Below are 26,033 nucleotides of genomic sequence, written 5' to 3'. Positions count from 1 at the left end.
CCACCCGATCCCATCCCGAACTCGGAAGTGAAACGCAGCTGCGCCGATGGTAGTGTGGCTCAAGCCATGCGAGAGTAGGTCATCGCCAGGGTTTATACCCAAAACCCCGCTGCTCACGCAGCGGGGTTTTTCTTTGTGTGCAGAAAATGCAGATAGTGCCGGCCGCTGGCCGGCACCCCTCTGGCTGCAGGTCGGCCGGTAGATCCGCGCCATGCGTGGATATTCTCCGCGGGCAGCCACAGCGCCAACCAAGGTTGGCGACTACCGAGTGCAGGCGGACCCACAGTAGATCCACGCCACGCGTGGATGGGCTGTCCCTGCGAAGAGCGGTGCCAACCCCGGCAGCGGGTCAGACAGTGCGTGTCGCTGTGATTGCCGGCCAGCGGCCGGCACTACCGGTTGATCCATGTCGTGTGTGGATGCGACGCCAACCAGGGTTGGTCGTTCCTCACGGCAGGCCCGAAAGCGGTCTTTTCCTGACCCATCACGCAAAAGCAGGCAAAAAAACGGCGCCCTGAGGGCGCCGTCTTGATCAGGATCGAATTGCAGGCCCGGATCAGGCGGCCCGCGAGACCTCATGCGGTTCCTGCTGGCGGAACACCGACACCGCTTCGGTAAGCGTACCCGCCTGCGATTGCAGCTCGCGTGCGGCTGCGGTGGCTTCCTCCACCAGCGCGGCATTCTGCTGTGTGGCCTGATCCATCTGCACCACGGTCTGGTTGATCTGCTCGATGCCGACCGACTGCTCCTGCGAGGCCGCCGAGATCTCGTGCATCAGGTGGCTGACATTCTCCACGCCCCCGACAATTCCCTGCATCCGCTGGCCCGCGTCGGCCACCAGCTGTGCGCCTTCGCCCACCTGGCGACCGGCCTCATCGATCAGCTTCTTGATTTCCTGTGCGGCGGCGGCGGAACGCTGCGCCAGCACGCGCACCTCGCTGGCCACCACGGCGAAGCCACGGCCCTGCTCGCCGGCGCGGGCGGCTTCCACCGCTGCGTTCAACGCCAGGATATTGGTCTGGAAGGCGATGCCGTCGATCACGCCGGTGATATCGCCGATGCGCTTCGATGCACCTTCAATTGCCTGCATGGTATCGACCACGCGCTGCATGGCGATGTTGCCGTCACTGGCGGCGGCCTGCGTGGTGACCGCCAGCTGGCTGGCCTCGCGTGCATGGGCAGCGTTCTGGCGCACGGTGGCGGTCAGCTCTTCCATCGAGGCGGCGGTTTCCTGCAGGTGCGCCGCCTGGCGCTCGCTGCGCTCGGACAGCGCGCCATTGCCCGCAGCGATTTCGCTCGCAGCGGTGCTGATCGAGGATGCGCACTGCTGGATGCGGCCGACCATGCGCGCCAGCTGGCCGGCGGTGGCGTTGGCATCGCGCTGGATCGCGGCGAAGGCGCCGTGATACTCGCCGTGCATGCGTCGATCGAGATCGCCGTTGGCCAGCGCCGAGAGCATCTGCCGCACTTCGTCGACGGTACTGCCCAACGTATCCAGCAGCTGGTTGATGCCACCGGTCAGCCCATCAAGGAAGCTGGCGCCTTCGGTTGCCTGCAGGCGCTGGTCGAGGTCGCCGGCGGCGGCGGCCGTGACGATGCCGGCGACGGCGTTCTCCAGCGCGAGCTCATGGGTACGGTCATGCCATTCCACGGCGAAGCCCAGGCGCAGGCCCTGAGCGTCGAAGACCGGAGTAACCACCTGGGCGAAGTGCACGGGGCCGATCTGGACCTTGCCGTTGTGGGTGACCTGCAGGCCATTGAGGATGGCGCGGATGCGGTCCGGGTTGGCGTGGAAGCGATGGATGCTGCTGCCCACCAGGCGCTCGGCATCGAAATCGGGGAAGGCCTGGCGCAGCGTCGCCTGCTGGTTGCGCAGCAGGGCCACCACCGAGCGGTTCACGTAGCGGATCACGTGGTCGTTGTCGGCAATCATCATCGCGGTGCGTGAGGCATCGAGGGCCTGGCGGATCTGCGCGTTCTCGGCGTGTGCCTCCGCGTCGCGTCCACGCTGGGCCTGCACATGGCGTGCGGTGTCGGCCAACGCATGGGCCAGCGAACCCAGTGCATAGGCGCTGGTGTCGGCATGTGCACCAAGATCGGCGCCAGTGGCGATATCGCGCGCCAGTGCGGCCAGCCGGCGGGGGCCGTGGCCGAGTGCTTCGGTCTGCTGGCGGAGCCGCAGTGCGACCTGGCCAAGGAACAGGGTCAGGCCGGCGAGCATCGCGGCCTGCAACAGTGTCGGCCCCACCGCGGCACCCGCCTGCAGCGGCGCCAGCAGTGCGAGCGTGCCGATGCTGCCGGCCAGCCACACCGGAAGGCGATCGCGATGGCCCAGCAGCACGCCCAGCAGCAGGGCGATCGGCAATGCCGGCGACAGGCCGGCGATCGCGCACAACAGGGACAGCTGCAGCGACAACAGGATCGCCAGGCCGTTGCGCGCGATCCCGCGGCCTGCCAGCGGACCAGCCAGCCACGAGGCGGGCAACAGCGCGCCTGCGGTCAACGCGGCGGCCACACCGTGCGGACCGCGCAGGGCCAGCACCAGGCCAGTCACGGCCAGCGCGGCGCTGCCGATCAGCAGTCGGCGGTCGGCGCCGCGGGCGAGCTGCTGCAGGTGCGACAGGCGGGCGGTATCGGGGGGACGGGCGGATGCAATGGACATCGGAGGCTCCTGGATCAGCAGACGACAACGAGCACGCCGCAGCGCACGCAGCAGGGCGTGACCAGGGCGGGTGCCGGGAATTCGAGGGATGCGGCGCGATCAGCGACGCGGAGACGGAACACCGTGGCCACATCCTGTGGGTGACGGTGCAGCAGAGCGGGCATGCGGACTTCCTTGCAGAACCAGACACATGCCGCAGGACCGACCGGGCCCGCGTGCAGCGGGCGCAGGGGCCCGCAACTGATGTATCGGCCGCAAACGCGCGGAGTGAAGCGCGTGGACGCCTGCGCTCAGCCGGCGTTGTCGTTGCTGAAGAAGTGCAGGATCACGTCTGCGATCTGTGCGGGGTCTTCCATGTGCAGGTGATGGTTGCCGGGAAACACGGCCAGCCGTCCATCCCGCAGATGCTGCAGGCGATCGCTGCGCATCGGTTCGGGATAATACGACTGCGCCGGCGTGGCATAGATCACCTGTGTCGGGCAGGCGATGGCCTGCAGCAGGTTGTCGATCTGGCCTTCACTGAGGCGGATCGCGGTGGGCAGCATCAGGCGCGGATCACTGCACCAGCGATAGCCGCCTTCGACCGGTTCCACGCCGCGCTCGACCAGCAGCCGTGCGCACGGTTCGCTGAGCTGGTTGGTCATCATCCGCGCGCGGATCGGCGCGGCCAGGTCGGGGAAAACGCGCAGCTGCTTGCGCGCCAACGCACGGGTGGCGTTCACATGCTCGCGCAGGCGATGGGCGGTTTCTTCCTCCGGGCCGCGCAGGCCGCCGAGAGCTTCGATCGCCACCAAGCGCTCGACGCGGTCGCTGACCGAGGCGGTGAGGCTGGCGATGCCGGCGCCCATCGAATGGCCGAGCAGGCTGAAGCGGTCCCAGCCCAGTGCATCGGCAACGTCGAGTACGTGGCAGATCGCAGCCGCCGTGGTGTAGCTGGCACCGGCCGGCAGGTGCGCGCTGTGGCCATGGCCGGGCAGGTCGATCGCCACCAGTTGCAGCGACGACAGGTGCGGCGCCAGCGGCACGAAGCTGGCGGCATTGTCGAGCCAGCCATGCAGGGCCAGCACGCGCGGGCCTTCGCTGCTGTTGCGCAGGCCGGCGACGCGGGTGCCGCCGACCTCGAGTTCAAAGGGCTGCAGATTCATGCCAGCGAGGCCACGGCCAGTCGCGCCAGTGCGCGCGCGTGTTCCGGTTCGGCATTGAGGCAGGGGATGTAGCGCATCGTCGCGCCACGTTCGGCCAGCGTTTCGGTGAAGCCCATCGCGACTTCTTCCAGCGTTTCCAGGCAATCGGTGGCGAAGCCGGGGCAGACCACGTCGATCTGCTTCACGCCGGATTCGGCCAGGGCCCACAGGCTCGGCTCAGCGTAAGGCTGCAGCCAGCGCTCGCGGCCGAAGCGCGACTGGTAACCCATCTGCCAGTCGTCCTTGCCCAGGCCCAGCGCGTTGGCGATGGCCTGCGCGCTGGCCTCGCAGCGCTGCGGATACGGATCACCCGCGTCGGCCAGGCGCTGCGGGATGCCGTGGAAGGAGAACATCAGCGTCTGGCCGCGACCGTGCTGATCCCAGTAGCGCCGGATCGAGCCGGCAACCGCTTCGACCCAGCCCGGGTCGATCGAGTAGTCGCGCACCAGGCTGACGGTCACGCCTGGATTGCGGCGCTGCCAGGCGTCGACGCGGTCTTCGACCGAGGCGGTGGTGGTGGTCGAGTACTGCGGGTACAGCGGCAGCACCACGATGCGGCGCGCGCCTTCGGCGGCAAGGCGGTCGAGCTCGCTGGCCAGGGCCGGTTCGCCGTAGCGCATCGCGTGGCGCACCTTCAGGGTCGGCAGCAGGGCCTGCATGGCCTGCGCCAGCTGCCGGGTATGGACCATCAGCGGTGAGCCATCCGGCAGCCAGACCTGGGCGTACTTGGCCGCCGAACGGCCGCTGCGCAGCGGCAGGATCAGCCCGCGCAGCAGCGGCTGCCACAGCAGCGCCGGGATCGAGACCACGCGGGGGTCGGACAGGAATTCGGCCAGGTAACGGCGTACGGCGGGGGCCGTCGGCGTCTCGGGCGTGCCTAGGTTGACCGCCAGCACGGCGGTATCGGGTGCGTCGAGCATGGTGTGTATTGTCGCCGATCCGGTGCCGCGCCGGGATGCAGGGTTCGGATTGCGGGCATAGCGCGCATCAATGTGAGCAGGGAACGCTCATTGGCGATTCATGACAACACCACTAATTTCAGTCACTTGCTATATCTTCCTATGGACTGACTTCTGGAGCCTGCCATGCGTCGCCCGATCCAAGCCCTGCTGATCGCCGCCAGCCTGCTGTCCAGCCAGGCCATGGCCGGACCGCAGGAAGACCAGCGCGCCCGCAATGCCGTGCGCGTGCTGGCTGAAATCCAGGAAATCCCTGAACAGGGGATTCCTGACAAGTTGCTCGACGAAGGCCGCGCGGTCATCGTCATTCCCGACACGATCAAGGCCGGTCTGGTCATTGGTGGTCGTCGCGGCCACGGCCTGATGTCGGTGCGCATGCCCAATGGCGCGTGGTCCAGCCCGGTATTCGTCAAGCTGACCGGTGGCAGCATCGGCTTCCAGGCCGGCGTCCAGTCTTCGGACGTGGTGCTGGTGTTCCGCAACGACCGCAGCCTGGACAATCTGGTCAACGGCAAGTTCACACTGGGCGCCGATGCCGGCGTTGCCGCCGGTCCGGTCGGCCGCAATGCCGCCGCCGCCACCGACGGCCAGCTGAAGGCCGAGATCTGGTCCTGGTCGCGCGCCCGCGGCCTGTTCGCCGGTGTTGCGCTGGATGGCGCGGTGCTGCAGATCGACGATGCCGCCAACCTTGACGCCTACGGCAGCAACACCACGCCGCGCATGATCTTCGAAGGTCGCGCCGTCGGGTCGCCGTCGATGGACGTGGTCGCCTTCCGTGATCGCCTGGAAGAGGCCACCTACGCCGCCCGCAACAACCGCAACGGCAACGGTGGCAACGCGCCGCGCCCGGCGCCGGCCCCGGCTGCCGCTCCTGTGCCTGCGCCTGTTCAGGCAGCGTCGGCGGCCCCGGCCGAAGCCACCACGGCGCCGCTGCAGAACGTCCCGCAGAACCCGCCGCCGCAGCAGCAGGGCTTCCAGCCGGTCAACGACGGCGAAATCCGCACGGAAACGCTGGGCGGAAACTGACTTTCGTCACGCGCGCCGGCTAACAGCCGGTGCGCTATGCTCGACAGCCTGATCACTAACGTAACGAGCGTCTTTATGGGCAGTTTCAGCATCTGGCATTGGTTGGTCGTGCTGGCCATCGTCCTGCTGGTGTTCGGCACCAAGCGCCTGACCAGTGGCGCCAAGGACCTCGGTTCGGCGGTCAAGGAATTCAAGAAGGGCATGCGCGACGACGACAAGCCGAACGCGCAGCTGGGCGACGAGTCGCGCAGCCAGGACGCCTCGCGCACCGCGCAGGACGAGCACGACCGCACCCCTCGCTGATCCGGAGCGGTCGCGGTGTTTGATATCGGCTTCAGCGAACTGCTGGTGATCGCCGTGGTCGCCTTGGTGGTGCTCGGTCCCGAGCGCCTGCCCAAGGCGGCCCGCTTTGCCGGCCTGTGGGTGCGTCGTGCCCGCAATCAATGGGATTCAGTGAAACAGGAACTGGAGCGCGAACTGCAGGCCGAGGAGATCAAGCGGCAGATGCAGGACGTGCGCCAGGGCATGCAGGACACCGAGAACCAGCTGCGCGCCAGCGGCGAAGCGATCCGTCGCGAAGCGCAGGAAGCGCAGCAGCAGGGCGATACGCTGGCGCAGGAGGTGCGCGCACCGGCCCCCGCGGATCTGCCGCCGCATATGAGCGGCCTGCCCCATGCCGATGCACCGGTACAGGAGAGCGTTGCTCCCGAGCCGACGCCGGCGACACCCCCTGAAGCCGGTGCGCCGCCGCCGCAGAGCACGGAGCGCCAGCCATGAGTGAACAGGATTTCGGCGAAAGCTCGCTGGTCGAACACCTGGTGGAACTGCGTGGCCGCCTGGTACGCGCATTGCTGGGCCTGGGCGTGGCGCTGCTTGCGCTGTTGCCGTTCACCCAGAAGCTGTACAACGCGCTGGCCGAGCCGCTGGTATCGCAGCTGCCGAACGGGCAGACGATGATCGCCACCAACCCGGCCGGTGCCTTCTTCGCACCGCTGAAGCTGACTTTCTTCGTGGCCCTGTTCGTGGCGGTGCCGTGGCTGCTGTACCAGCTGTGGGCCTTCGTCGCGCCCGGCCTGTATGCGCGTGAGAAGCGCCTGGCGGTGCCGCTGCTGGTGTCGTCGGTACTGCTGTTCTACACCGGCTGCGCCTTCGCCTACTTCCTGGTGCTGCCGGCGGTGTTCCACTTCCTGACAACCTTCAGCCCGGACGTGATTGCGATCACCCCGGATGCGAATGCTTACCTGGATTTCGTGCTGGCGATCTTCTTCGCCTTCGGTGGCAGTTTCGAACTGCCGGTGGCGATGGTGATCCTGGTGCTGCTGGGCTGGGTGACGCCGCAGCAGTTCAAGGAAGGCCGCGGCTACGCGATCGTCGGCATCTTCGTGCTGGCAGCGGTGCTGACCCCGCCGGATGTGGTCTCGCAGTTGATGCTGGCGATCCCGATGTGCCTGCTCTACGAGCTGGGCATCCACGCCGCACGCTGGCTGGTGCCGTCGTCGGTAGTGAAGAAGCCCGCCGCCTGAAAGAAAAAAGGGGACGGAGGGGATTAAGTCGTTAGCTGCACACACTGGGCATAAACGACTTAATCCCCTCCGTCCCCTTTTCTATCCACGCATGGCGTGGATCTACCGATGTGCTGGTCAGGCGTGGAAGACGTCGCTTGAGGTCGGGGTGGTCGGGATCGGCGGTGCGGCGCGGCTGCCGCGGTGCACGAACATCTGCTTCCACGCGGCGTAGACCGCGCCGACATACAGCGGCATCAGCACCGTGGTCAGTACCAGCTGCGCGATGAAGGCGGCGGCCAGCGGGCCACCGATCAGCATCGCGATCTGGATCACGATCACGAACAGGATGTAGATGCAGAACGCGGCGATCAGGCCGAGCACGGCGAACACGATCATCGCGCCGATGTTCTCGATGCAGCCCTGCAGGCTCAGGCGCAGCGCGTGCATGCCGCTCTGCTTGTCGAACACCACCAGCGCCGGCTGGGTGAACATCGCCAGCGACAGCGCAACCGCGCTCAGGAACACCAGCAGCATCCACAGTGCGATGCGCTTGGCCGGCAGGTTGGCCACCAGCGCGGCCGCATCATCCGGCTTGATCTGCTGGCCACTGCGGCTGATCTCTTCCATCTTGGTCATGACCTCGCTGAAGGCGGTGAAGCCCTCGCGGCCGATCATCATGAACAACAGCGCGCCCAGCAGCAGGACCGCCAGTACCTGGATCGCCAGCGGTACCAGCAGGTGGCTGACGCGGTGGTCGCGGATCGGCTGCAGCAGGTGCGAGGCCAGGCCCGGGCGGCCTTCGTCGATCTCACCCACGGCGTACAGCATGCCGCCGAACATGATTGGCGAGATGGCCAGGGTCATCAGCTGTACGGCCATGCCGGCGGCGCCGGGAATCAGTGTCGACAACAGGGTGACCACCCAGCTCACCAGCAGCCAGGTCAGACCGATCCGGGCCAGCTGCAGCGGCGCACGCCGATACAGCGAGAACGTATCCAGCAACCACTGGGCGCCCGCCGAGGCCGGCAGCTTGCGAATCTCTTTCATGGACATCCGGGAAGGACAGGAGGGGGCCGGGCGGTTGCCCGTGGCGCCGATTATCCCTGTTTTGCCGCCGGCTGGGCTGAAGACAGCCGCGCCTGGCGGACGAAGCGGCGCAGCAGCTGGCGGGCCAGCGGTGCGGCGCTGACCGCGCGCTCGATGCTGCGGGCGCAGCCGCCGTGGCGGCCGATGCAGTCGGCGCGGGCACGCACGTAGCCGCGCATGTGGTGAGTGGCGAATTCGGGATGGAACTGTACGCCCCAGGCCTGGCGCCCCCAACGGAAGGCGTGGCAGCCGTCCAGCGGCGAGCGTGCCAGCACTTCGGCACCGTCGGGCGCGCGCAGCACAGTCTGCAGGTGGGTGGCGTGGGCGGCGAAGTGCTGGGGCAGGCCCTGGAACAGCGGGTCCTGCGCCGCCTGCGGCTGCAGTTCCAGTTCGATCGTGCCGGACTCGCGCCCGGCCGGGTTGTAGGCCACCTCGCCACCCAGCGCGTGCGCCAGCAGCTGGTGGCCGTAGCAGATGCCGAACACGGGCAGGTCGGCGTGGGCGGTCTGGCGCAGCCATGCGGCGCTGCGTTCACTCCATTCGGCGTGGTCGGTGACGAAGGCGGCCGAGCCGGTCACCAGCACGCCAGCGAAGGCATGCGGGTCGGGCAGGGCATCTCCGTGTTCGACATCGACCACCACCGTCTCGTGCTCTTCCAGCCCGGCGGCGACGCGGATCCAATGCGGGAAGCGCCCATAGCGGCGCAGTGACGGCACCGGTCGGCCGGTTTCAAGGATCAGGAACGGGGCTGGGTTCATCCGGGGGCGGCAGGACTGACAGGACTTCCTCGATTGTAGTCAGCCCCTGCGCCACCTTTTCAAGCCCGGCCTGGCGCAGGGTTCGCAGCCCTTCAGCCCGCGCGGCGCGGGTGAAACCGGCCAGATCCATGTCGGCGCGGATCTGGCCACGCAGGCGCGAGCCCAATGGCAGCAACTCATACAGGCCGATGCGGCCGAGGAATCCGGTGCGCCGGCACTCCAGGCAACCGACCGGCCGACAGGGCGTGGCGGCATCTGGATATGCGGCTTGGCTATCAGCCAGCACCGCCCAGTCGGCGGCGCCGAGGCTGTGTGGCTGCTTGCAGTGCGGGCACAGCGTGCGCACCAGACGCTGGGCGAGGATGCCGTTGAGGGTGCTGGCCAGCAGGTAGTGCGGCACGCCCAGGTCGAGCAGGCGGGTGACCGCCGACGGCGCGTCGTTGGTATGCAGGGTGGACAGCACCAGGTGGCCGGTCAGCGACGCCTGCACCGCCATCTGCGCGGTCTCCAGGTCGCGGATCTCACCGATCATGATGATGTCCGGGTCCTGCCGCAGCAGGGTGCGCACGCCGCTGGCGAAGTCCAGGTCGATGTTGGCCTGCACCTGCATCTGGTTGAACTCGGGCGCGATCATCTCGATCGGGTCCTCCACCGTGCAGACGTTCACGTCCGGCGTGGCCAGCCGCTTCAGCGTCGAGTACAGGGTGGTGGTCTTGCCCGAACCGGTCGGGCCGGTGACCAGCACGATGCCATGCGGGCGCTCGACCAGCGCATTCCAGCCGGCGGCCTCCTGCGGGCTGAAACCGAGCTGGTCGATGCTCTTGAAGGCGGCATCGGGGTCGAAGATGCGCATCACGCACTTCTCGCCGAAGGCGGTGGGCATGGTCGACAGGCGCATCTCGACTTCGCGGCCGCCCGGCGAGCGGGTCTTGATGCGGCCGTCCTGCGGGCGCCGGCGCTCGGCCAGATCCATGCGGCCGAGCACCTTGATGCGGCTGACCACGGCGGTCATCACTGCCGGTGGCACTTCGAACACCTTGTGCAGCACGCCGTCGATGCGGAAGCGCATGCGCCCCATTTCGCGGCGCGGCTCCAGGTGGATGTCCGAGGCGCGCTGTTCGTAGGCGTACTGCAGCAGCCAGTCGACGATGTGCACGATGTGCTGGTCGTCGGCGTTGACGTCGCCGGTGCGGCCCAGCTCGACCAGCTGCTCGAAGCTGGGCAGGGTGGTGTTGGCCTCGCCACGGACGTCGCCGCGGGCGCCACGCACCGAGCGGGTCACCCCGTAGAACTCCATGGTGTAGCGGTGCAGGTCCAGCGGGTTGACCACCGCCAGCTCGATGCGGCGGCGGGTCAGGTGCTGCAGGTCGCGGCGCCATTCCTGTACCAGCGGCTCACTGGTGGCCACCAGCACGCGCTCGGCATCCACTGCCAGCGGCAGGAAGCGGTGGCGGCGGGCATAGGCGTGGGAGACCAGCGCGGTGACGGCCGCGACGTCGACCCGGGTCGGATCGATGCGCAGGTAGCGGCTGCCGGTCCGCCGGGCCAGCCATTCGGTCAGGCGCTCCAGGGTCAGCTCGCCACCGTCGCGGGCGGCCAGCTTGAGGTTGGACAGCAGCACCAGCGGATGCACTTCACTGGCATTGCGCGCGCCCTGCGCGGAAAACCGCATGCGCTCGCCCTCGTGCTCGGCGACCAGGCCGTCGGCCAGCAGCGCCGCACCGACCTGTTCGAAATGCAGGCGGCCCCACGGCAGCGGGACGCCGCCTGGCTCGCCGGGCGTGCCCACCGGCAGCCGATGTTCCATCTGCCTGCTCCTCCCGGGTGCGGAATGCCCCGCAGGTCGGCCGTTATACTAGCGCACCCCCTTGCCGGCCAAGACTCGTACGCATGTCCGCGACCCCGACCGTTCCGATCACCTTCCAGGGCCTGATCCAGACCCTGAACCAGTTCTGGGCCCAGCAGGGCTGCGTGCTCATCCAGCCGCTCGACCTGGAGGTGGGCGCCGGTACCTTCCACCCGGCCACCTTCCTGCGTGCGATCGGTCCGGAAAGCTGGAACGCGGCCTACGTGCAGCCGTCGCGCCGCCCGACCGATGGCCGCTACGGCGAGAACCCGAACCGCCTGCAGCGCTACTACCAGTACCAGGTGGCGATGAAGCCGGCGCCGGACAACATCCAGCAGCTGTACCTGGATTCGCTGAAGGCCCTGGGCATCGATCCGCTGGTGCACGACCTGCGCTTCGTCGAGGACAACTGGGAATCGCCGACGCTGGGCGCCTGGGGCCTGGGCTGGGAAGTCTGGCTCAACGGCATGGAAGTGACCCAGTTCACCTACTTCCAGCAGGCCGGTGGCCTGGAGTGCCGCCCGGTGCTGGGCGAGATCACCTATGGTCTCGAGCGCCTGTGCATGTACCTGCAGAACTGCGACAACGTCTACGACCTGGTCTGGACCTACGGCCCGGACGGCCAGCCGGTGACCTACGGCGACGTCTACCACCAGAACGAGGTGGAGCAGAGCACCTACAACTTCGAATACGCCGACGTGGAAGAGATGTTCCACCGCTTCGACGCCTGCGAACGCGAAGCGCAGAAGCTGGTGGAAGTGAACCTGCCGCTGCCGGCCTACGAGCAGGTGATGAAGGCCAGCCACACCTTCAACCTGCTCGATGCGCGCCGCGCGATCAGCGTGACCGAGCGCCAGCGCTACATCCTGCGCGTGCGCGCGCTGGCCCAGGCGGTGGCCAAGGCGTACTACGAGCAGCGCGAGAAGCTGGGCTTCCCGGGTGCGAAGAAGGCCTGACCGCCTTCCTGCACCGACCCGCTTTTCACCCACTACCCGGGGCGCCGGACGCGTTGCGCGCTGCGCCCCCACCACAGGATCGAACCGATGAGCCAACTGTCCCCCCTGCTGATCGAACTGGGCACCGAGGAGCTGCCGGTCAAGGCGCTGCCGGGCCTGGCCCAGGCGTTCTTCGACGGTGTCGTCGAAGGCCTGCGCAAGCGCGGCGTCGCGCTGGAACTGGGCGATGCGCGCCCGTTGTCGACCCCGCGCCGCCTGGCCGTGCTGCTGCCGGGCGTCGGCCTGGAGCAGCCGGAACAGCACAGCGAAGTGCTGGGCCCGTACCTGAACATCGCGCTGGACGCCGAAGGCCAGCCGACCAAGGCCCTGCAGGGCTTCGCCGCCAAGGCCGGGATCGACTGGACCGCGCTGGAGAAGACCACCGACAACAAGGGTGAGCGCTTCGTGCACCGCGCGGTGACCCCGGGTGCGAGTACTGCCAGCCTGCTGCCGGAAATCCTGCGCGAGGCGATCGCGGCGATGCCGATTCCCAAGCCGATGCGCTGGGGCGACCATGCCTGGGGCTTTGCGCGCCCGGCGCACTGGCTGGTGCTGCTGCACGGTGCCAACGTGGTCGAGGCCGAGCTGTTCGGCCTGCAGGCCGGCCGTGTCAGCCGCGGCCATCGTTTCCACCACGACCAGGCCGTGTCGCTGGCACAGCCGCAGGACTACGTTGAAGCCCTGCGCGCCGCGTTCGTGCTGGTCGACCCGAGCGAGCGCCGCGCGCGCATCGTCGCCGAGGTCGAGGCCGCTGCGGCCAAGGCTGGCGGCAGCGCCCGCATCACCGACGACAACCTGGAGCAGGTGGTGAACCTGGTCGAGTGGCCGTCGGCGGTGCTGTGCAGCTTCGAACGCGCGTTCCTGGCGGTACCGCAGGAAGCGCTGATCGAGACGATGGAGATCAACCAGAAATTCTTCCCGGTGCTGGATGACAGCGGCACGCTGACCGAGAAGTTCATCGGTATCGCCAACATCGAATCGAAGGACGTGGCCGAAGTGGCCAAGGGCTACGAGCGCGTGATCCGCCCGCGCTTCGCCGATGCCAAGTTCTTCTTCGACGAGGACCTGAAGCAGGGCCTGGTGTCGATGGGCGAGGGCCTGAAGACGGTGACCTACCAGGCCAAGCTGGGCAGCGTGGCCGACAAGGTGGCGCGCGTGGCCGCCCTGACCGAAGTGATCGCACCCCAGGTCGGCGCCGATCCGGCGCAGGCCAAACGTGCGGCCGAGCTGGCCAAGAACGACCTGCAGTCGCGCATGGTCAACGAGTTCCCGGAGCTGCAGGGCATCGCCGGCCGCCACTACGCCGTGGCCGGTGGCGAATCGGCCGATGTGGCGCTGGCCATCGACGAGGCCTACCAGCCGCGTTTCGGCGGTGACGACATCGCGCTGTCGCCACTGGGCAAGGTGCTGGCGATTGCTGAACGCGTCGACACGCTGGCCGGTGGTTTCGCCGCAGGCTTGAAGCCGACCGGCAACAAGGACCCGTTCGCCCTGCGCCGCAACGCGCTGGGCCTGGCCCGCACGATCATCGAAAGCGGCTTCGAGCTGGACCTGCGCGCGCTGCTGGCCAGCGCCAACGCCGGCCTGGTCGCGCGCAATGTGCAGGCCGACGTGGGTGAGCTGTACGACTTCATCCTCGACCGCCTGAAGGGCTACTACAGCGACAAGGGCGTGCCGGCCACGCACTTCAACGCCGTGGCCGAGCTGAAGCCGGCCTCGCTGTACGACTTCGACCGCCGCCTTGACGCAATTGGCACGTTTGCCGCGTTGCCGGAAGCCGAAGCACTGGCTGCGGCCAACAAGCGCATCCGCAACATCCTGCGCAAGGCCGAGGGCGACATTCCGGCCCAGATCGATCCGGCGCTGCTGCAGGAAGATGCCGAACGCGCGCTGGCCGAAGCGGTCACCGCGGCCATCGACGACACCGGCGCCAGCCTGCAGCACAAGGACTACGTGGCCGTGCTGGCACGCCTGGCGCGCCTGCGCCCGCAGGTCGACGCGTTCTTCGATGGCGTGATGGTCAATGCGGAAGATCCGGCGCTGCGTGGCAATCGCCTTGCGCTGCTGACGATGCTGGGCGAGCGCCTGGGCAAGGTCGCGGCGATCGAGCATCTGTCGAGCTGAGATGTGGTGCCAAGCAAGCTTGGCACCCACCGGTAGTGCCGGCCGCTGGCCGGCATTGCCCCCGCGGACCGGATCGCCGGCGGATGTCCATCGGGGTCATCGCCGGCATCGGGCACGATGCCGGCATCCTCGCCTGCGATCACGATGATCGCCACAAAGGCGCGTATTTTGACCGCAACTTAACAACCGATCCCCAATGACGTGATGCATTTCGCATCGTCACCTTCGGTCGGTATGCTGTGCCGCATGCAGCCAAAGAAATACGCCCTGCCGCTGATGGTCCTGTCGCTGGCCGCCACCTCCGTGGTCCACGCGCGCGGCACCATCGACAAGGTGGACATCAAGGGATTGGACAAGGGCGACGACGCCGCAATCATCGAGAACATCCAGGAATCGCTGTCGCTGTACGACACGATCGGCAAGGAACAGGGCGAATCGCGCCTGGAGTACCTGCTGTCCCAGGCCGAGCGGCAGACCCGCCAGGCACTGGAACCGTTCGGCTACTACAACCCGGTGATCAAGGTCGAGGCGCCGCGCGAGGACGAGCACGTCCGCGTGCTGATCCATGTCGACAAGGGCACCCCGGTGACCGTGCGCCGCGAGCACATCGACATCACCGGCCCGGCGATGTACGACCAGTACCTGCAGGATGACCTGGCCGCGTTCAAGCCGCGCAAGGGCCAGCGCTTCGAGCACACCCAGTACGAAGCCAGCAAGATCACCATCACCCGGCGCCTGGCCGAGCGCGGTTACTTCGATGCCGACTACACCCAGCGCCAGGTGCAGATCACCCGCGCCGACAATGCCGCCGACATCGACCTGACCTGGGACAGCGGCCGCCGCTACAACATGGGCCCGGTGCGCTTCGAGCAGGACTACTTCGTCGACAAGCTGTTCGATCCGCTGGTGTACTGGGACCAGGGCAGCTACTACCACGAGGGCAAGCTGGACCGCCTGCGGCAGTCGCTGACCAAGCTGGACTACTTCAGCGTGATCGACATCCAGCCGCGGCCAGACCAGGCCGACGAGAACGGCGATGTGCCGGTGGACGTGAAGCTGACCCGGGCCAAGCGCACGATCTACACCGCCGGCCTGAGCTACGGCAGCGAGAGCGGCCCGGGTGTGCGCGGTGGCATCGAGCGGCGGTTCCTGAACAACCGCGGCCACAAGATGAACACGCAGCTGGACTATGCGCAGAAGCGCAAGAGCCTGGTCACCAGCTACCGCATCCCGGCCTTCAACTGGCTCGATGGCTGGTACACCTTCGCTGCCAGTGCGTACGACGAGCAGACCGACTACATCGACCTGCGCAACTTCAAACTGATCGCCAGCCGCAGCGGCGAGATCAACGAGCACTGGACCGCGATCGCCTCGGTCAACGCACTACGCGAGCGCTGGCGCTATGCCTCCGGCACCGAGTTCACCGACGCGGTCTACAACACCTCGACGCTGGTGTACCCGCAGATGGTTGCCGACTACGTCAACGTTGACGACGAGATGTTCCCGCGCAAGGGCATCAGCGGCACCGCGACGATGCGTGCCGGCGTCGAAGGCGCCGGCTCGGACACCAGCTTCGTGCAGGCCAATGCGGTATTGCGCTGGTACATCCCGGTGGGTGAAAGCAATCGCCTGATCCTGCGCGGTGAAGGTGGCACCACCTGGACCAGCGACCTGGTGGCGATGCCGCCGAGCCTGCGCTACTTCGCCGGCGGCGACCGCAGCATTCGCGGCTACGCCTATCGTGAGGTCGGGCCGCGCACGCCGGCGCCGGACAAGTACGCGCTGGGCGCCAAGAACCTGGTGATCGGCTCGGCCGAATACGAGCACTATTTCAATGGCGGCCCCTGGGGCGCGGCGGTGTTCGTCGATACCGGCAGTGCCTTCGACAACACCATCGACCTGCATACCGGCGTTGGCTTCGGCGTGCGCTGGAAATCGCCGGTGGGCCCAGTGCGTATCGACGTGGCGCATGGCCTGAACAACCCGGATTCGCAGTTCCAGCTGTACCTGAACATCGGAGCGGACCTGTGAGCACGCCCGCACCGACCCCGAACACGCCGCCGCCGCGCGTGCGCTTCTATCGCCGCCGCCGCTTCTGGGCGTGGTCCGGCGCCGGCGTGATCGGCCTGGTACTGCTGGCCCTGCTGGCGGTGTACTGGCTGCTGCAGACCGTGGCCGGCCGCGATGTGCTGCTGGCACAGGTGGTAGCGCGGCTGCCGGTGGGCGCCAGCTTCACCTGGGACAAGGTGGACGGCCCGGTGGCCGGTCCGCTGACCCTGTACAACGTCGACTTCCGCTACGACGACATCCACTTCCACGCCGAGCGTGCACACCTGGAGCCGGACCTGCGCCCGCTGCTGGGCCGCAAGCTGCTGCTGGACAAGCTGGAGCTGACCAACGCGACGTTGAACCTGGCCAAGAGTGACGAGCCGTTCAAGCTGCCGTCGTGGCCCGATTCGCTGCCGCAGATCGAGATGCCGCTGGCGATCCAGGCCGATGCCATCGCCATCGACGGTTTCCGCATCAGCCAGGCCAACGAGCCGGTGATCGACATCAGCCGCGTGCGTGGCGGCATCGAGATCGCCAACGGCGAGTTCCAGGCGCACAAACTGGTCGTGGACAGCGACATGGGCAATTTCACCGCCCAGGGCCGCTACATCCCGGCCAAGGACTACGACACCGACGTGACGGTGACGGCAGTGCTGCCGGCGCCGCGTGGCCGTACCGCAGCGACGCTTGGCCTGGTTGCGCGCGGTGACCTGTCGCACATGGAAGTAGCGGTGGCCGGGCGTGCGCCCAAGCCGCTGCACGCGATGCTGGTGTTCGATGGCCGCACCGACCCGAGCTGGAGCGCCAGCATCCGCAGCGACGAGCTGGATCTGGCGTTGCTGTCGCCGGCACTGGCCAGCTCGGCGATCGCGCCGCTGGCATTGGACTTCACCGCCGCCGGCAAGGGCGGCAACGCCAACCTGCGTGGCAAGGTGAAGCAGGGCGACCAGGAACTGGAACTGGCACCGTCGGTGGTGTCGCTGCAGGACCAGGTGCTGAAGGTTTCACCGCTGCTGGTGAAGGGGCTCGGTGGCGAAGCCCGCCTGGAGGGCACCGCTGATTTCAGCCAGGAAGACCAGCAGAAGCTCAACTTCTCGGTGGTCGCGCGGGACCTGACCTATGTGCCGGCGCCCGATCCGAACACCGCCGGCAGCGCACCGGTGCCGGTGACCCTGAAGGAAGCACGCTTCGGCCTGGCTGGCACGTTGAAGGCCTGGGCCGCGATCGGCCGCGCCGAGGTGGAACGTGATGCACAGAAGGCGCAGCTGCGCTTCGACGTGCGCGGCAACGACCAGGCCGCGTCGATCCACCAGCTGCAGGCGCAGACACCGGGTGGGCAGCTGCAGGTGGAAGGCCAGGTGGCCTGGGCGCCGCAGCTGGACTGGGACGCCAAGGCCACGCTGAAGGACTTCGACCCCGGCTATTTCGTGCCGGGCTGGAACGGCCGCCTGTCCGGCAACCTGGCCTCCAAGGGACGCCAGCTGCCACCGCCGGCCAATGCCGCACCGGGCACCGCCGGAACGCTGGAAGCCACGGTGGACCTGCCGTCGCTGAAGGGCATGCTGCGCCAGCGCAACCTCGACGCACAGGGCAAGTTCGCGCTGCAAGGCGCGCAGGGCCAGGGCGACCTGAAACTGTCGCTGGGCAGCAGCCGGGTGACCGCGTCGGGCAAGGTCGGTGACCGCCTCGACATTGATGCGCGTTTCGAGCCGCTGCAGCTGAGTGACCTGCTGCCGGGCGCCGATGGTGGCCTGCGCGGCCAGGTGCAGGTGAAGGGCCCGCGCGATGCGCCGGACATCACCGCCGACCTGGTCGGCAACAACCTCAACTGGGATGGCTACGGCGCCGAGAGCGTGAGCATCAAGGGCCACCTGCCGTGGCGCGGTGACAGCGGCACGCTGGCGGTGCAGGGCCAGCAGGTTAACGCCGGCATGCTGCTGGAACGCTTGAATGTGGATGCGCAGGGCAGTGTCTCCAACCTGCGCCTGGCGGCGCAGACCCGCAACGAGATGGGCGCGGTCGAGCTGCAGGGCAGCGTGCGCCAGCAGGGCACGCAGTGGCGTGGCGAGCTGGCCGCGTTGCGCATCGCACCGGTGAAGGGCGATGCCTGGTCGCTGCGTGCACCGGCGGCGTTCGCGATCAACGGCGGCACCTACACGCTGTCCGAAGCCTGCCTGGCCGCCGCCAGCAGTGGTGCACTGTGTGCACAGGCGAACTGGCCGCGCGAGGGCCTGGTGGTGCGCAGTGATGCGTTGCCGCTGGCGCTGGTGCAGCCGTGGTTGCCGCCGCAGTCCGGCCGCCGCATCTACCTGCGCGGCGATGTCAGTCTGGACGCGCAGATCCGCCCGCGCGGCAACGCCTGGGAAGGCCATGTGGAAGTGCGCTCGAAGGAAGGTGGCGTGCGCCTGGGTGAGAACCGCAATGCCGTGGGGGACACCACCCGTGGCGAGCTGGTGCGCTACGACCAGTTCTCGCTGAAGCTGGACATGACCCCGGCCAGCATCAAGGGCTACCTGGGCATGGGCTTCCAGGGCAACGGCTTCGTCGACGCCAGGATGCAGACCGGCTGGGAAGCCAGTGCGCCGCTGAACGGTGAGCTTTACCTCAACATGTCGCGGCTGTACTGGCTGGAGCTGTTCTCGCCGGACATCGTGCGACCGACCGGCCTGATCGAAGGCCACGTCAGCCTGCGCGGTACGCGTGGCCAGCCGTCGCTGGGTGGTGACGCGCAGCTGAGCAACTTCAAGGGTGAATTCCCGGCACTGGGCCTGACCTTCGATCAGGGCAAGGGCAGCTTCGTGGCCCAGCCCGACGGTTCGGCCAAGATCACCGCGCAGGCCAACTCCGGCCAGGGCACGTTGTACGTGGATGGTGGCCTGTCGTGGTTCGGCGATGCACAGCCGCTGCAGCTGAAGATCCACGGCGAGAACGTGCTGCTGTCCAACACCAGCGAACTGCGCATCGTCGCCAATCCCAACCTCGACTTCACCCTGGCCAAGGCCGCGATGGAACTGCGTGGCACCGTGCACGTGCCCGAGGCCGACATCGACCTGGAGCGCCTGGACCGTGGCACCTCGGTGTCCGAAGACGTGGTGGTGCTCGACCCGGCCGATCCGGAAGAGTCGCGCACCTCGCCGCTGGACATGGACCTGACGGTCAGCCTCGGTGACAAGGTGAAGATGACCGGCTTCGGCCTGAAGGGTGCACTGACCGGCAAGATGCAGGTCTGGGCCAAGCCCGGCCGCGAGATGACCGCCAATGGCGGGCTGGAAGTGAGTGGTCGCTACAAGGCGTATGGGCAGGACCTGACCATCACCCGCGGCAACCTCACCTGGAACTACAACGCGGTGTCCGACCCGCGCATCAACATCCGTGCCGAGCGCCGGATTGGTGATGTCACCGCCGGCATCGACGTGACCGGGCGTGCGCAGCAGCCGCGTGCGGACGTGTGGTCCGATCCGGCGATGTCGCAGTCCGAAGCGCTGGCCTACCTGGTGCTCGGCCGCAGCCTGACCGGTGCCAGCAGCGACCAGACCCAGCAGGTCAACGCGGCCTCGGCGGCACTCTCTGCCGGCAGCGGGCTGCTGGCCTCGCAGCTGGGCGCCAAGCTGGGCCTGGACGATGCCGGCGTGAGCCAGTCGCGCGCGCTGGGTGGCTCGGTGATCGGCGTCGGCAAGTACATCTCGCCCAAGCTGTACGTCGGTTACGGCGTGTCGCTGGTCGGTGCCGGTTCGGTGATCACGCTGAAGTACCTGCTGCGTCGCGGCTTCGACGTGGAAGTGGAATCGAGCACGGTGGAAAACCGTGGGTCGATCAACTGGCGGCGGGAGAAGTAGAGCTACGCCATGCGTGGCTGCGGTAGTGCCGGCCGCTGGCCGGCAGCTGCACCGTATCTCCTGAGCTACGTGGATTGCCGGCCAGCGGCCGGCACTACCGTGCGCGTCGCCCCAACCATCGGCCGTTGCCCCATCCCGCCCCACGGGCTATGGTCCCGGGCTGTTCTGTCGTACCGGATTGCCTCATGTCACCACGCAAAGCCCTTCCCACCGCCCTGGCCCTGGGCCTGACCCTCGCCGCCGGTGCCCACGCCGATGAAGGCATGTGGATGCCGACCCAGCTGCCGGAGCTGGCCAAGCCGCTCCAGGCCGCAGGCTTCAAGGGCAATCCGGCCGACCTGGCCAACGTCACCGCGCCGCCGCTGAGCGCCGTGGTGCGTGCCGGTGGCGGCACCGGCTCGTTCGTGTCCGCCGACGGCCTGCTGCTGACCAACCACCACGTGGCGATGGGCGTGATCCAGTACAACAGCTCGCCCGAGCACGACCTGATCAACGGTGGCTTCATCGCCAGGGACCGCGCCGACGAGCGCCCGGCCAACCCGGACTTCCGTGTGCTGGTCACGGTCGGCTTCGACAAGGTGACCGACCAGGTGCTGGCGCAGGCGCGTGGCAAGACCGGCCGTGCCTACTTCGATGCCGTGGATGCGGCCAGCAAGCAGATCGTGGCCGAGTGCGAGAAGGACGGCAGCGTGCGCTGCTCGGTGGCCAACATGTACTACGGCACCGATTTCTACCGCATCGCCCAGCTGGAACTGAGCGATGTGCGCCTGGTGTATGCGCCGCCGCGTGCGATCGGCAACTACGGCGATGAGATCGACAACTTCATGTGGCCGCGCCACACCGGCGACTTCACCCTGCTGCGTGCTTACGTGGGCAAGGACGGCAAGCCGGCCGCGTACAGCAAGGACAACGTGCCCTACCAGGCACCGGCGCACCTGCAGATGTCGGTGGAAGGCCCGAAGGAAGGCGACTACGCGATGCTGGCCGGTTACCCGGGCATCACCTACCGCCACCGCACCGCCGCCGAATTCGCTGGCCAGATCGATACCGTGCTGCCGCGCCGCGTGTCGGTGTTCCAGCAGATGATCGACACCATCGAGGCGGCCAGCGCCAAGGATGCGCAGGCGCGTACCCGCTACGCCTCGCAGCTGCAGTCGCTGAAGAACAACCGCAAGCGCGCCGCCGGTGAGCTGGAAGGCCTGCTGCGCAGCGACGCCAAGGCCCAGCGTGCGGCTGACGAGACGGCCATGCTGGCCGCCACCGACCGCAAGTACCAGGGCGATATCAAGGCGCTGCTGGGCAACCTGTCGCAGGGCGCGGCGGTGGGCGAGCGTGACCTGCTGCTGGAGCAGATGGCCGCGCAGAGCCAGCTGCTGCGCTCGGCGCTGCTGCTGGAACGCCTGCGCATCGAATCGGCCAAGCCGGACGCACAGCGCGAGAGCGGCTACCAGCAGCGCGACCAGGCGATGATCGAAGGCGTGCTCAAGCAGGTCCAGCGCCGCTACGCGCCGGAAGTCGAGAAGGCGCTGCTGAGCACCCTGCTGACCCGCTACCAGCAGCTGCCGGACGCGCAGCGCGTGGCCGAGTTCGACGCCGCCTTCGGCCGTACCCCGCAGCAGCTGGCAGCGGCGCTGGATACCCTGTACGCCGGCACCCAGCTGGGCGAGGAGGCACAGCGCCTGTCCCGTTTCGCTGCGGCCCGCGAAGGCAAGGCACTGGCCGCCGATCCGCTGATCGCCGTGGCCGGCCCGCTGGTGGCCGCGCAGCTGCGCATCGAGAACGAGAGCAAGACCCGCGAAGGCGAGCAGCTGCGCCTGCGCCCGGCCTACATGCAGGCGCTGTTCGCCTGGCGTGCCAAGCAGGGCCGTGCGGTGTACCCGGATGCCAACCGCACCCTGCGCATCAGCTATGGCAAGGTCGAAGCGCTGCATCCGCGCGACGGCGTGACCTACTCGCCGGTGACCACCGTGGCCGGCATCGTCGAGAAGAACACCAACGCCTATCCGTTCGATGCTCCCAAGCCGCTGCTGGCCGCGATCGCCAAGGGTGACTTCGGCAGCACCGCCGACCCGGCGCTGAAGACCCAGACGGTCAACTTCCTGACCAACCTGGACACGACGGGCGGCAACTCCGGCTCGCCGGTGCTCAACGCCAAGGGCGAACTGATCGGCCTGAACTTCGACAGCAACTGGGAGTCGGTCAGCGCCAGCTGGTGGTTCGACCCGCGCTACAAGCGCGCCGTGCACGTTGACATGCGCTACCTGCGCTGGCTGCTGGCCAAGGTCTACCCGGCGCCGGAACTGCTGAAGGAAATGGGCGTGCCGGCCCAGTAACGCCGGCTCCTGGTGGGTGCCCACCGTTGGTGGGCACGGAGGCCTCCGTCACGACCAACGGTCGTGACCCACCGTCGCGCCCTCCTTGCGCCCCTCCGTCGTGACCTACCATCACGACCAACGGTCGTGATCTACTGGCCCCTGTCCTGACGGAAACGCGCGCGTGGTCTCCAGCTGGATCCTGCTGCTGGTCTCGGTTGCCTATGCCGCGCTGCTGTTCGGCGTGGCGTGGTGGGGCGACCGTCGGCCGATGTACCCCGACCGGCCGTGGCTGCGGCCGGTGGTCTACAGCCTGGCGCTGGCCGTGTACTGCTCGTCGTGGACGTTCTACGGCGCGGTCGGCACCGCCGTGCGCAACGGCGTGGGCTACCTGCCCATCTACATCGGTCCGTTGCTGCTGCTGCTGTTCGGCTGGCGCATCATCGAGCGCCTGGCGCTGATCGCGCGCAGCCAGAACGTGGTCTCCATCGCCGACTTCATCTCTTCGCGCTTCGGCCGCTCGCGCCGGCTGGCGGCGCTGGTGGCGATCATCGCGCTGATCGGCATCATTCCGTACCTCGCCCTGCAGTACAAAGCGGTGGCGATGAGCCTGCAGGTGCTGACCGGCAACACCGGCCCGACCGGCTTCTTCACCGATCCCGCGCTGTACGTGGCGCTGCTGATGGCATTGTTCGCCACCCTGTTCGGTACCCGCCAGGTCGATGCCACCGAGCACCATCACGGCATGATGCTGGCGATCGCCTTCGAATCGGTGATCAAGCTGCTGGCGATGCTGGCCGTGGGCGTGTTCGCCTACCTGTGGCTGAGCAACCGCACCGACGCGGTGGTCGAGTCGGTGCATACGCTGTTCACCGGCCTGCCGCCGGTGGGCTTCATCTCGCAGACCCTGCTCAGTTTCCTCGCCATCATCTGCCTGCCGCGCCAGTTCCACGTGGCCGTGGTCGAGTGCGGTGACGTGCGCGACGTGCGCCGCGCGCGCTGGATGTTCGGCGGCTACCTGGTGCTGATTTCCGGCATGGTGCTGCCGATCGCCACCGCCGGCGTGACCCTGTTCGGCACCGGTGGCAGCGTCGCCGACGATTCGATGGTGCTGGCCCTGCCGCTGGCCGAGGGCCGCAACGCGCTGGCGCTGATCGCCTATGTGGGCGGGTTCTCGGCGGCCACCGGCATGGTCATCGTGTCGTCGATCGCGCTGGCCACCATGGTCAGCAACGACCTGGTGATGCCGGTGCTGCTGCGCCGTAGCGGTGACCACCAGGAGGCCGCCGACGTCGCCTCGCGCGTGCTGTGGATCCGCCGCCTGGCGATCCTGCTGCTGGCACTGATGGCCTACAGCTATTACCGCACCAGCAGCAACGACAGCACGCTGGCCTCGTATGGCCTGATGGCGTTCGCAGCGGTGGCGCAGTTCGCGCCCGGCCTGATCGGCGGCCTGTACTGGCGTGGCGCCAGCCGTCGTGGCGTCGAGACGGGCATGCTGCTCGGCTTCGCCACCTGGCTGTACACCCTGCTGCTGCCGGCGATGACCATGGCCGGCTGGGTCGATGCCGCCTGGGTGCAGCACGGCCCGTTCGGCATCGAGTGGCTGCGGCCGCAGCAGCTGTTCGGCATGACCGGCTGGGATCCGTTGACCCACGGTACGTTCTGGTCGCTGCTGGTCAACGCGGCGACGATGATGCTGGTGTCCGCGCGCTGGCGGCCCGGCGTTGATGAGCGGCTTCGCGCTGCGCCGTTCCTCGATCCATATGCCGAGCGCCCGTCGGTGGCCGGTGGTTGGCCGGGTCACGTGCACGTGGGCGACCTGCTGGCGCTGGCCTCGCGCGTGGTTGGCGAGCGCCACGCGCGGCGTTCGTTCTTCGAGCAGGCGCAGTCGCTGGGCCGCGAGCTGCAATCCTCGGCGCCTGCGGACCGGCCGTGGGTACAGTTCACCGAGCGCCTGCTGGCCGCGTCGATCGGTGCGGCATCGGCACGCCTGCTGCTGACCAGCCTGCTGCGCGGCTCGGGCATGGACCTGGGTGAAGTGGTGGCGGTGCTGGACGAAGCGGGACAGGAACTGCGCTTCAACCGCGAGATCCTGTCGACCACGCTGGAGAACATCAGTGCCGGGGTCAGCGTGGTCGACCCGGACATGCGCCTGACCGCGTGGAACCGCCGCTACCAGGATATGTTCGGCTACCCCGACGGCATGCTCTACGTGGGCCGCCCGGTGGCCGACCTGATCCGCTACAACGCCGAGCGTGGCGAGCTGGGCGAGGGCGATATCGAAGTGCAGATCAACCGCCGCATCGGCTACATGCGCGCCGGTTCACCGCACGTGTTCGAGCGCACCCGCAGCGATGGCAAGGTGATCGAGATGCGCGGCCAGGCGCTGCCCGGTGGCGGCTACGTGACCAGCTACAACGACATCACCGACTACAAGCACGCGGAAAAAGCGCTGCTGGAAGCCAACGAGACGCTGGAACAGCGCGTGGCCGAACGCTCGCATGAGGCCGAGGTCGCGCAGCAGTCGAAGACCCGCTTCCTGGCGGCGATCAGCCATGACGTGCTGCAGCCGTTGAACGCAGCGCGCCTGTTTGCTTCGGCACTGCGCGACAGTGATCACGTGAGCGACGAGCAGAAGCATCTGGCCGAGCGCGTGGACGCTTCGCTGCGCGCGGCTGAAGAACTGCTCGATGGCCTGCTGGATGTATCGCGGCTGGATGCCGGCGGCCTGCACCCGGTGATCGGTGAGTTCGACGTGAGTGCGCTGATGCGCGAGCTGGCCGCGCAGTACACCCCGGTTGCTGCCGGCCGTGGCCTGCGCCTGGACCTGTTCGCACGCCCGGCATGGGTGCGCAGTGACCGCCGCCTGCTGCGCCGCGTGCTGCAGAATTTCCTGGCCAATGCGCTGCGTTACACCCGCCAGGGCCGCATCGTGCTGGCCGTGCGCCAGCGCGGCGACGAAGTGGAGCTGCAGGTGTGGGATACCGGGCCCGGCATTCCCGAGCACCACATGCGGCAGATTTTCGATGAATTCCACCGCTACCAGCAGCCGTTCGACTGGGGCGAGCAGGGGCTGGGCCTGGGCCTGTCGATCTGCCAGCGCATCTCGCGCCTGCTTGACCATCGCCTCAATGCGCGAAGCCGGGTTGGCAAGGGCTCGATGTTCTCGATCATCCTGCCGCGGGTGGCACCATTGCCGGGCTATACCGAACTGGCCACGCCGGTACCGGCCGTGGCCGCACCGGTACGCAGCGATTCCCTGGCTGGCCTGCGCGTGCTGTGCGTGGACAACGACGAGGAGATCCTCGACGGCATGCGCGCACTGCTCGGCCGTTGGCAGGTGCAGGTGATCACCGCCGCCACCGTTGACCAGGCGTTAGAGAAGATCGCCGAGCGCCCGCAGGTGATGCTGGTGGATTACCACCTGCACGACCGCATGGATGGCCTGGACGCGCTGGTGGCGCTGCGCGAGGCGGCCGGTTACCCGCTGCCGGGCGCACTGCTGACTGCCGATGGCCGCGACGAGCTGAAGCGGATGGCGCGCGAACGGGGTTACCGCGTGCTGACCAAGCCGATCAAGCCGGCCTCGCTGCGCGCCTTCCTGGGCGCGCTGCGCGACGCGCAGTAGCGCCGGCCGCCCGGCAGTAGATCCACGCCATGCGTGGATGTGACGTCTGGTAGTGCCGGC

At 68.0% G+C, this 26,033-nt stretch carries 17 protein-coding genes and 1 rRNA gene; 11 read left to right on the top strand and 7 right to left on the bottom strand.

Annotated features, from left to right (window positions below; translation table 11 throughout):
* Positions 1 to 91 (top strand): 5S ribosomal RNA (gene rrf, locus DFO63_RS11710); the annotation flags it as partial.
* A 465-nt stretch (positions 92 to 556) separates the two neighbouring features.
* Here the strand turns inward: rrf and DFO63_RS11705 are convergent.
* From DFO63_RS11705 to hemH, 4 genes are all read right to left on the bottom strand, one after another.
* A complete protein-coding gene (locus DFO63_RS11705) occupies positions 557 to 2,662 on the bottom strand; it encodes a methyl-accepting chemotaxis protein (RefSeq protein WP_119006959.1) in 2,106 nt (701 codons plus the stop codon).
* Positions 2,663 to 2,676: 14 nt separating this feature from the next.
* Positions 2,677 to 2,826 (bottom strand): hypothetical protein, encoded by a 150-nt coding sequence (locus tag DFO63_RS22130; protein ID WP_164118740.1) that lies wholly within the window; start codon positions 2,824 to 2,826, stop codon positions 2,677 to 2,679.
* Between the two features lie 126 nt (positions 2,827 to 2,952).
* Positions 2,953 to 3,807, bottom strand: coding sequence for an alpha/beta hydrolase (locus tag DFO63_RS11700; protein ID WP_119006958.1), 855 nt, complete (start codon positions 3,805 to 3,807; stop codon positions 2,953 to 2,955).
* Positions 3,804 to 4,766 carry a ferrochelatase gene (gene hemH / locus DFO63_RS11695; RefSeq protein ID WP_119006957.1) on the bottom strand — a complete coding sequence of 321 codons (963 nt, stop codon included), beginning with the start codon at positions 4,764 to 4,766 and terminating at the stop codon, positions 3,804 to 3,806. Before hemH ends, DFO63_RS11700 begins: the two co-directional genes overlap by 4 nt.
* Positions 4,767 to 4,931: 165 nt before the next feature.
* On the opposite strand from hemH, the gene DFO63_RS11690 reads away from it, so the two are divergent.
* The 4 genes from DFO63_RS11690 to tatC all read left to right on the top strand — a co-directional run bounded on the left by DFO63_RS11690 (position 4,932) and on the right by tatC (position 7,354).
* On the top strand, positions 4,932 to 5,831 hold the full coding sequence (locus DFO63_RS11690) for a YSC84-related protein (protein WP_119006956.1): 900 nt from the start codon (positions 4,932 to 4,934) through the stop codon (positions 5,829 to 5,831).
* Positions 5,832 to 5,906: 75 nt separating this feature from the next.
* On the top strand, positions 5,907 to 6,134 hold the full coding sequence (gene tatA, locus DFO63_RS11685; RefSeq protein ID WP_014648907.1) for a Sec-independent protein translocase subunit TatA: 228 nt from the start codon (positions 5,907 to 5,909) through the stop codon (positions 6,132 to 6,134).
* A gap of 15 nt (positions 6,135 to 6,149) precedes the next feature.
* Entirely contained in the window at positions 6,150 to 6,608 is a 459-nt protein-coding gene (gene tatB, locus DFO63_RS11680; protein WP_119006955.1) for a Sec-independent protein translocase protein TatB, read from the top strand.
* Positions 6,605 to 7,354, top strand: a complete 750-nt coding sequence (gene tatC, locus DFO63_RS11675) for a twin-arginine translocase subunit TatC (RefSeq protein WP_014038991.1) — start codon at positions 6,605 to 6,607, stop codon at positions 7,352 to 7,354. Before tatB ends, tatC begins: the two co-directional genes overlap by 4 nt.
* A gap of 117 nt (positions 7,355 to 7,471) precedes the next feature.
* On the opposite strand, the gene DFO63_RS11670 is transcribed toward tatC, so the two are convergent.
* From DFO63_RS11670 to DFO63_RS11660, 3 genes are read right to left on the bottom strand one after another with little or no spacing between them, the layout of a single operon-like run.
* The gene (locus DFO63_RS11670; protein ID WP_014038990.1) at positions 7,472 to 8,383 is read right to left on the bottom strand and encodes a BPSS1780 family membrane protein; all 912 of its coding nucleotides are present in this window, start codon (positions 8,381 to 8,383) and stop codon (positions 7,472 to 7,474) included.
* Between the two features lie 50 nt (positions 8,384 to 8,433).
* Positions 8,434 to 9,180 carry a glutamine amidotransferase gene (locus DFO63_RS11665; protein ID WP_014038989.1) on the bottom strand — a complete coding sequence of 249 codons (747 nt, stop codon included), beginning with the start codon at positions 9,178 to 9,180 and terminating at the stop codon, positions 8,434 to 8,436.
* Positions 9,152 to 10,987 carry a GspE/PulE family protein gene (locus DFO63_RS11660; protein WP_049446899.1) on the bottom strand — a complete coding sequence of 612 codons (1,836 nt, stop codon included), beginning with the start codon at positions 10,985 to 10,987 and terminating at the stop codon, positions 9,152 to 9,154. Before DFO63_RS11660 ends, DFO63_RS11665 begins: the two co-directional genes overlap by 29 nt.
* Before the next feature lie 83 nt (positions 10,988 to 11,070).
* Between DFO63_RS11660 and glyQ the strand changes: the two genes are divergently transcribed.
* From glyQ to DFO63_RS11630, 6 genes are all read left to right on the top strand, one after another.
* The gene (gene glyQ, locus DFO63_RS11655) at positions 11,071 to 11,982 is read left to right on the top strand and encodes a glycine--tRNA ligase subunit alpha (protein ID WP_006403404.1); all 912 of its coding nucleotides are present in this window, start codon (positions 11,071 to 11,073) and stop codon (positions 11,980 to 11,982) included.
* A gap of 87 nt (positions 11,983 to 12,069) precedes the next feature.
* Positions 12,070 to 14,145, top strand: coding sequence for a glycine--tRNA ligase subunit beta (glyS, locus tag DFO63_RS11650; protein ID WP_119006954.1), 2,076 nt, complete (start codon positions 12,070 to 12,072; stop codon positions 14,143 to 14,145).
* 234 nt (positions 14,146 to 14,379) lie between these two features.
* On the top strand, positions 14,380 to 16,176 hold the full coding sequence (locus DFO63_RS11645; protein ID WP_083663084.1) for an autotransporter assembly complex family protein: 1,797 nt from the start codon (positions 14,380 to 14,382) through the stop codon (positions 16,174 to 16,176).
* Positions 16,173 to 20,030 carry a translocation/assembly module TamB domain-containing protein gene (locus DFO63_RS11640; protein ID WP_119006953.1) on the top strand — a complete coding sequence of 1,286 codons (3,858 nt, stop codon included), beginning with the start codon at positions 16,173 to 16,175 and terminating at the stop codon, positions 20,028 to 20,030. Before DFO63_RS11645 ends, DFO63_RS11640 begins: the two co-directional genes overlap by 4 nt.
* Positions 20,031 to 20,215: 185 nt before the next feature.
* Positions 20,216 to 22,363 carry a S46 family peptidase gene (locus DFO63_RS11635; protein ID WP_119006952.1) on the top strand — a complete coding sequence of 716 codons (2,148 nt, stop codon included), beginning with the start codon at positions 20,216 to 20,218 and terminating at the stop codon, positions 22,361 to 22,363.
* A 163-nt stretch (positions 22,364 to 22,526) separates the two neighbouring features.
* Positions 22,527 to 25,973, top strand: a complete 3,447-nt coding sequence (locus DFO63_RS11630; RefSeq protein ID WP_119006951.1) for a PAS domain-containing hybrid sensor histidine kinase/response regulator — start codon at positions 22,527 to 22,529, stop codon at positions 25,971 to 25,973.
* Positions 25,974 to 26,033 lie beyond the last annotated feature (60 nt).

Source organism: Stenotrophomonas sp. AG209 (assembly GCF_003550055.1).
Lineage (GTDB): Bacteria > Pseudomonadota > Gammaproteobacteria > Xanthomonadales > Xanthomonadaceae > Stenotrophomonas.
Note: the sequence above shows the minus strand (reverse complement) of the source record. Positions and strands in the feature narration are given on the sequence as shown.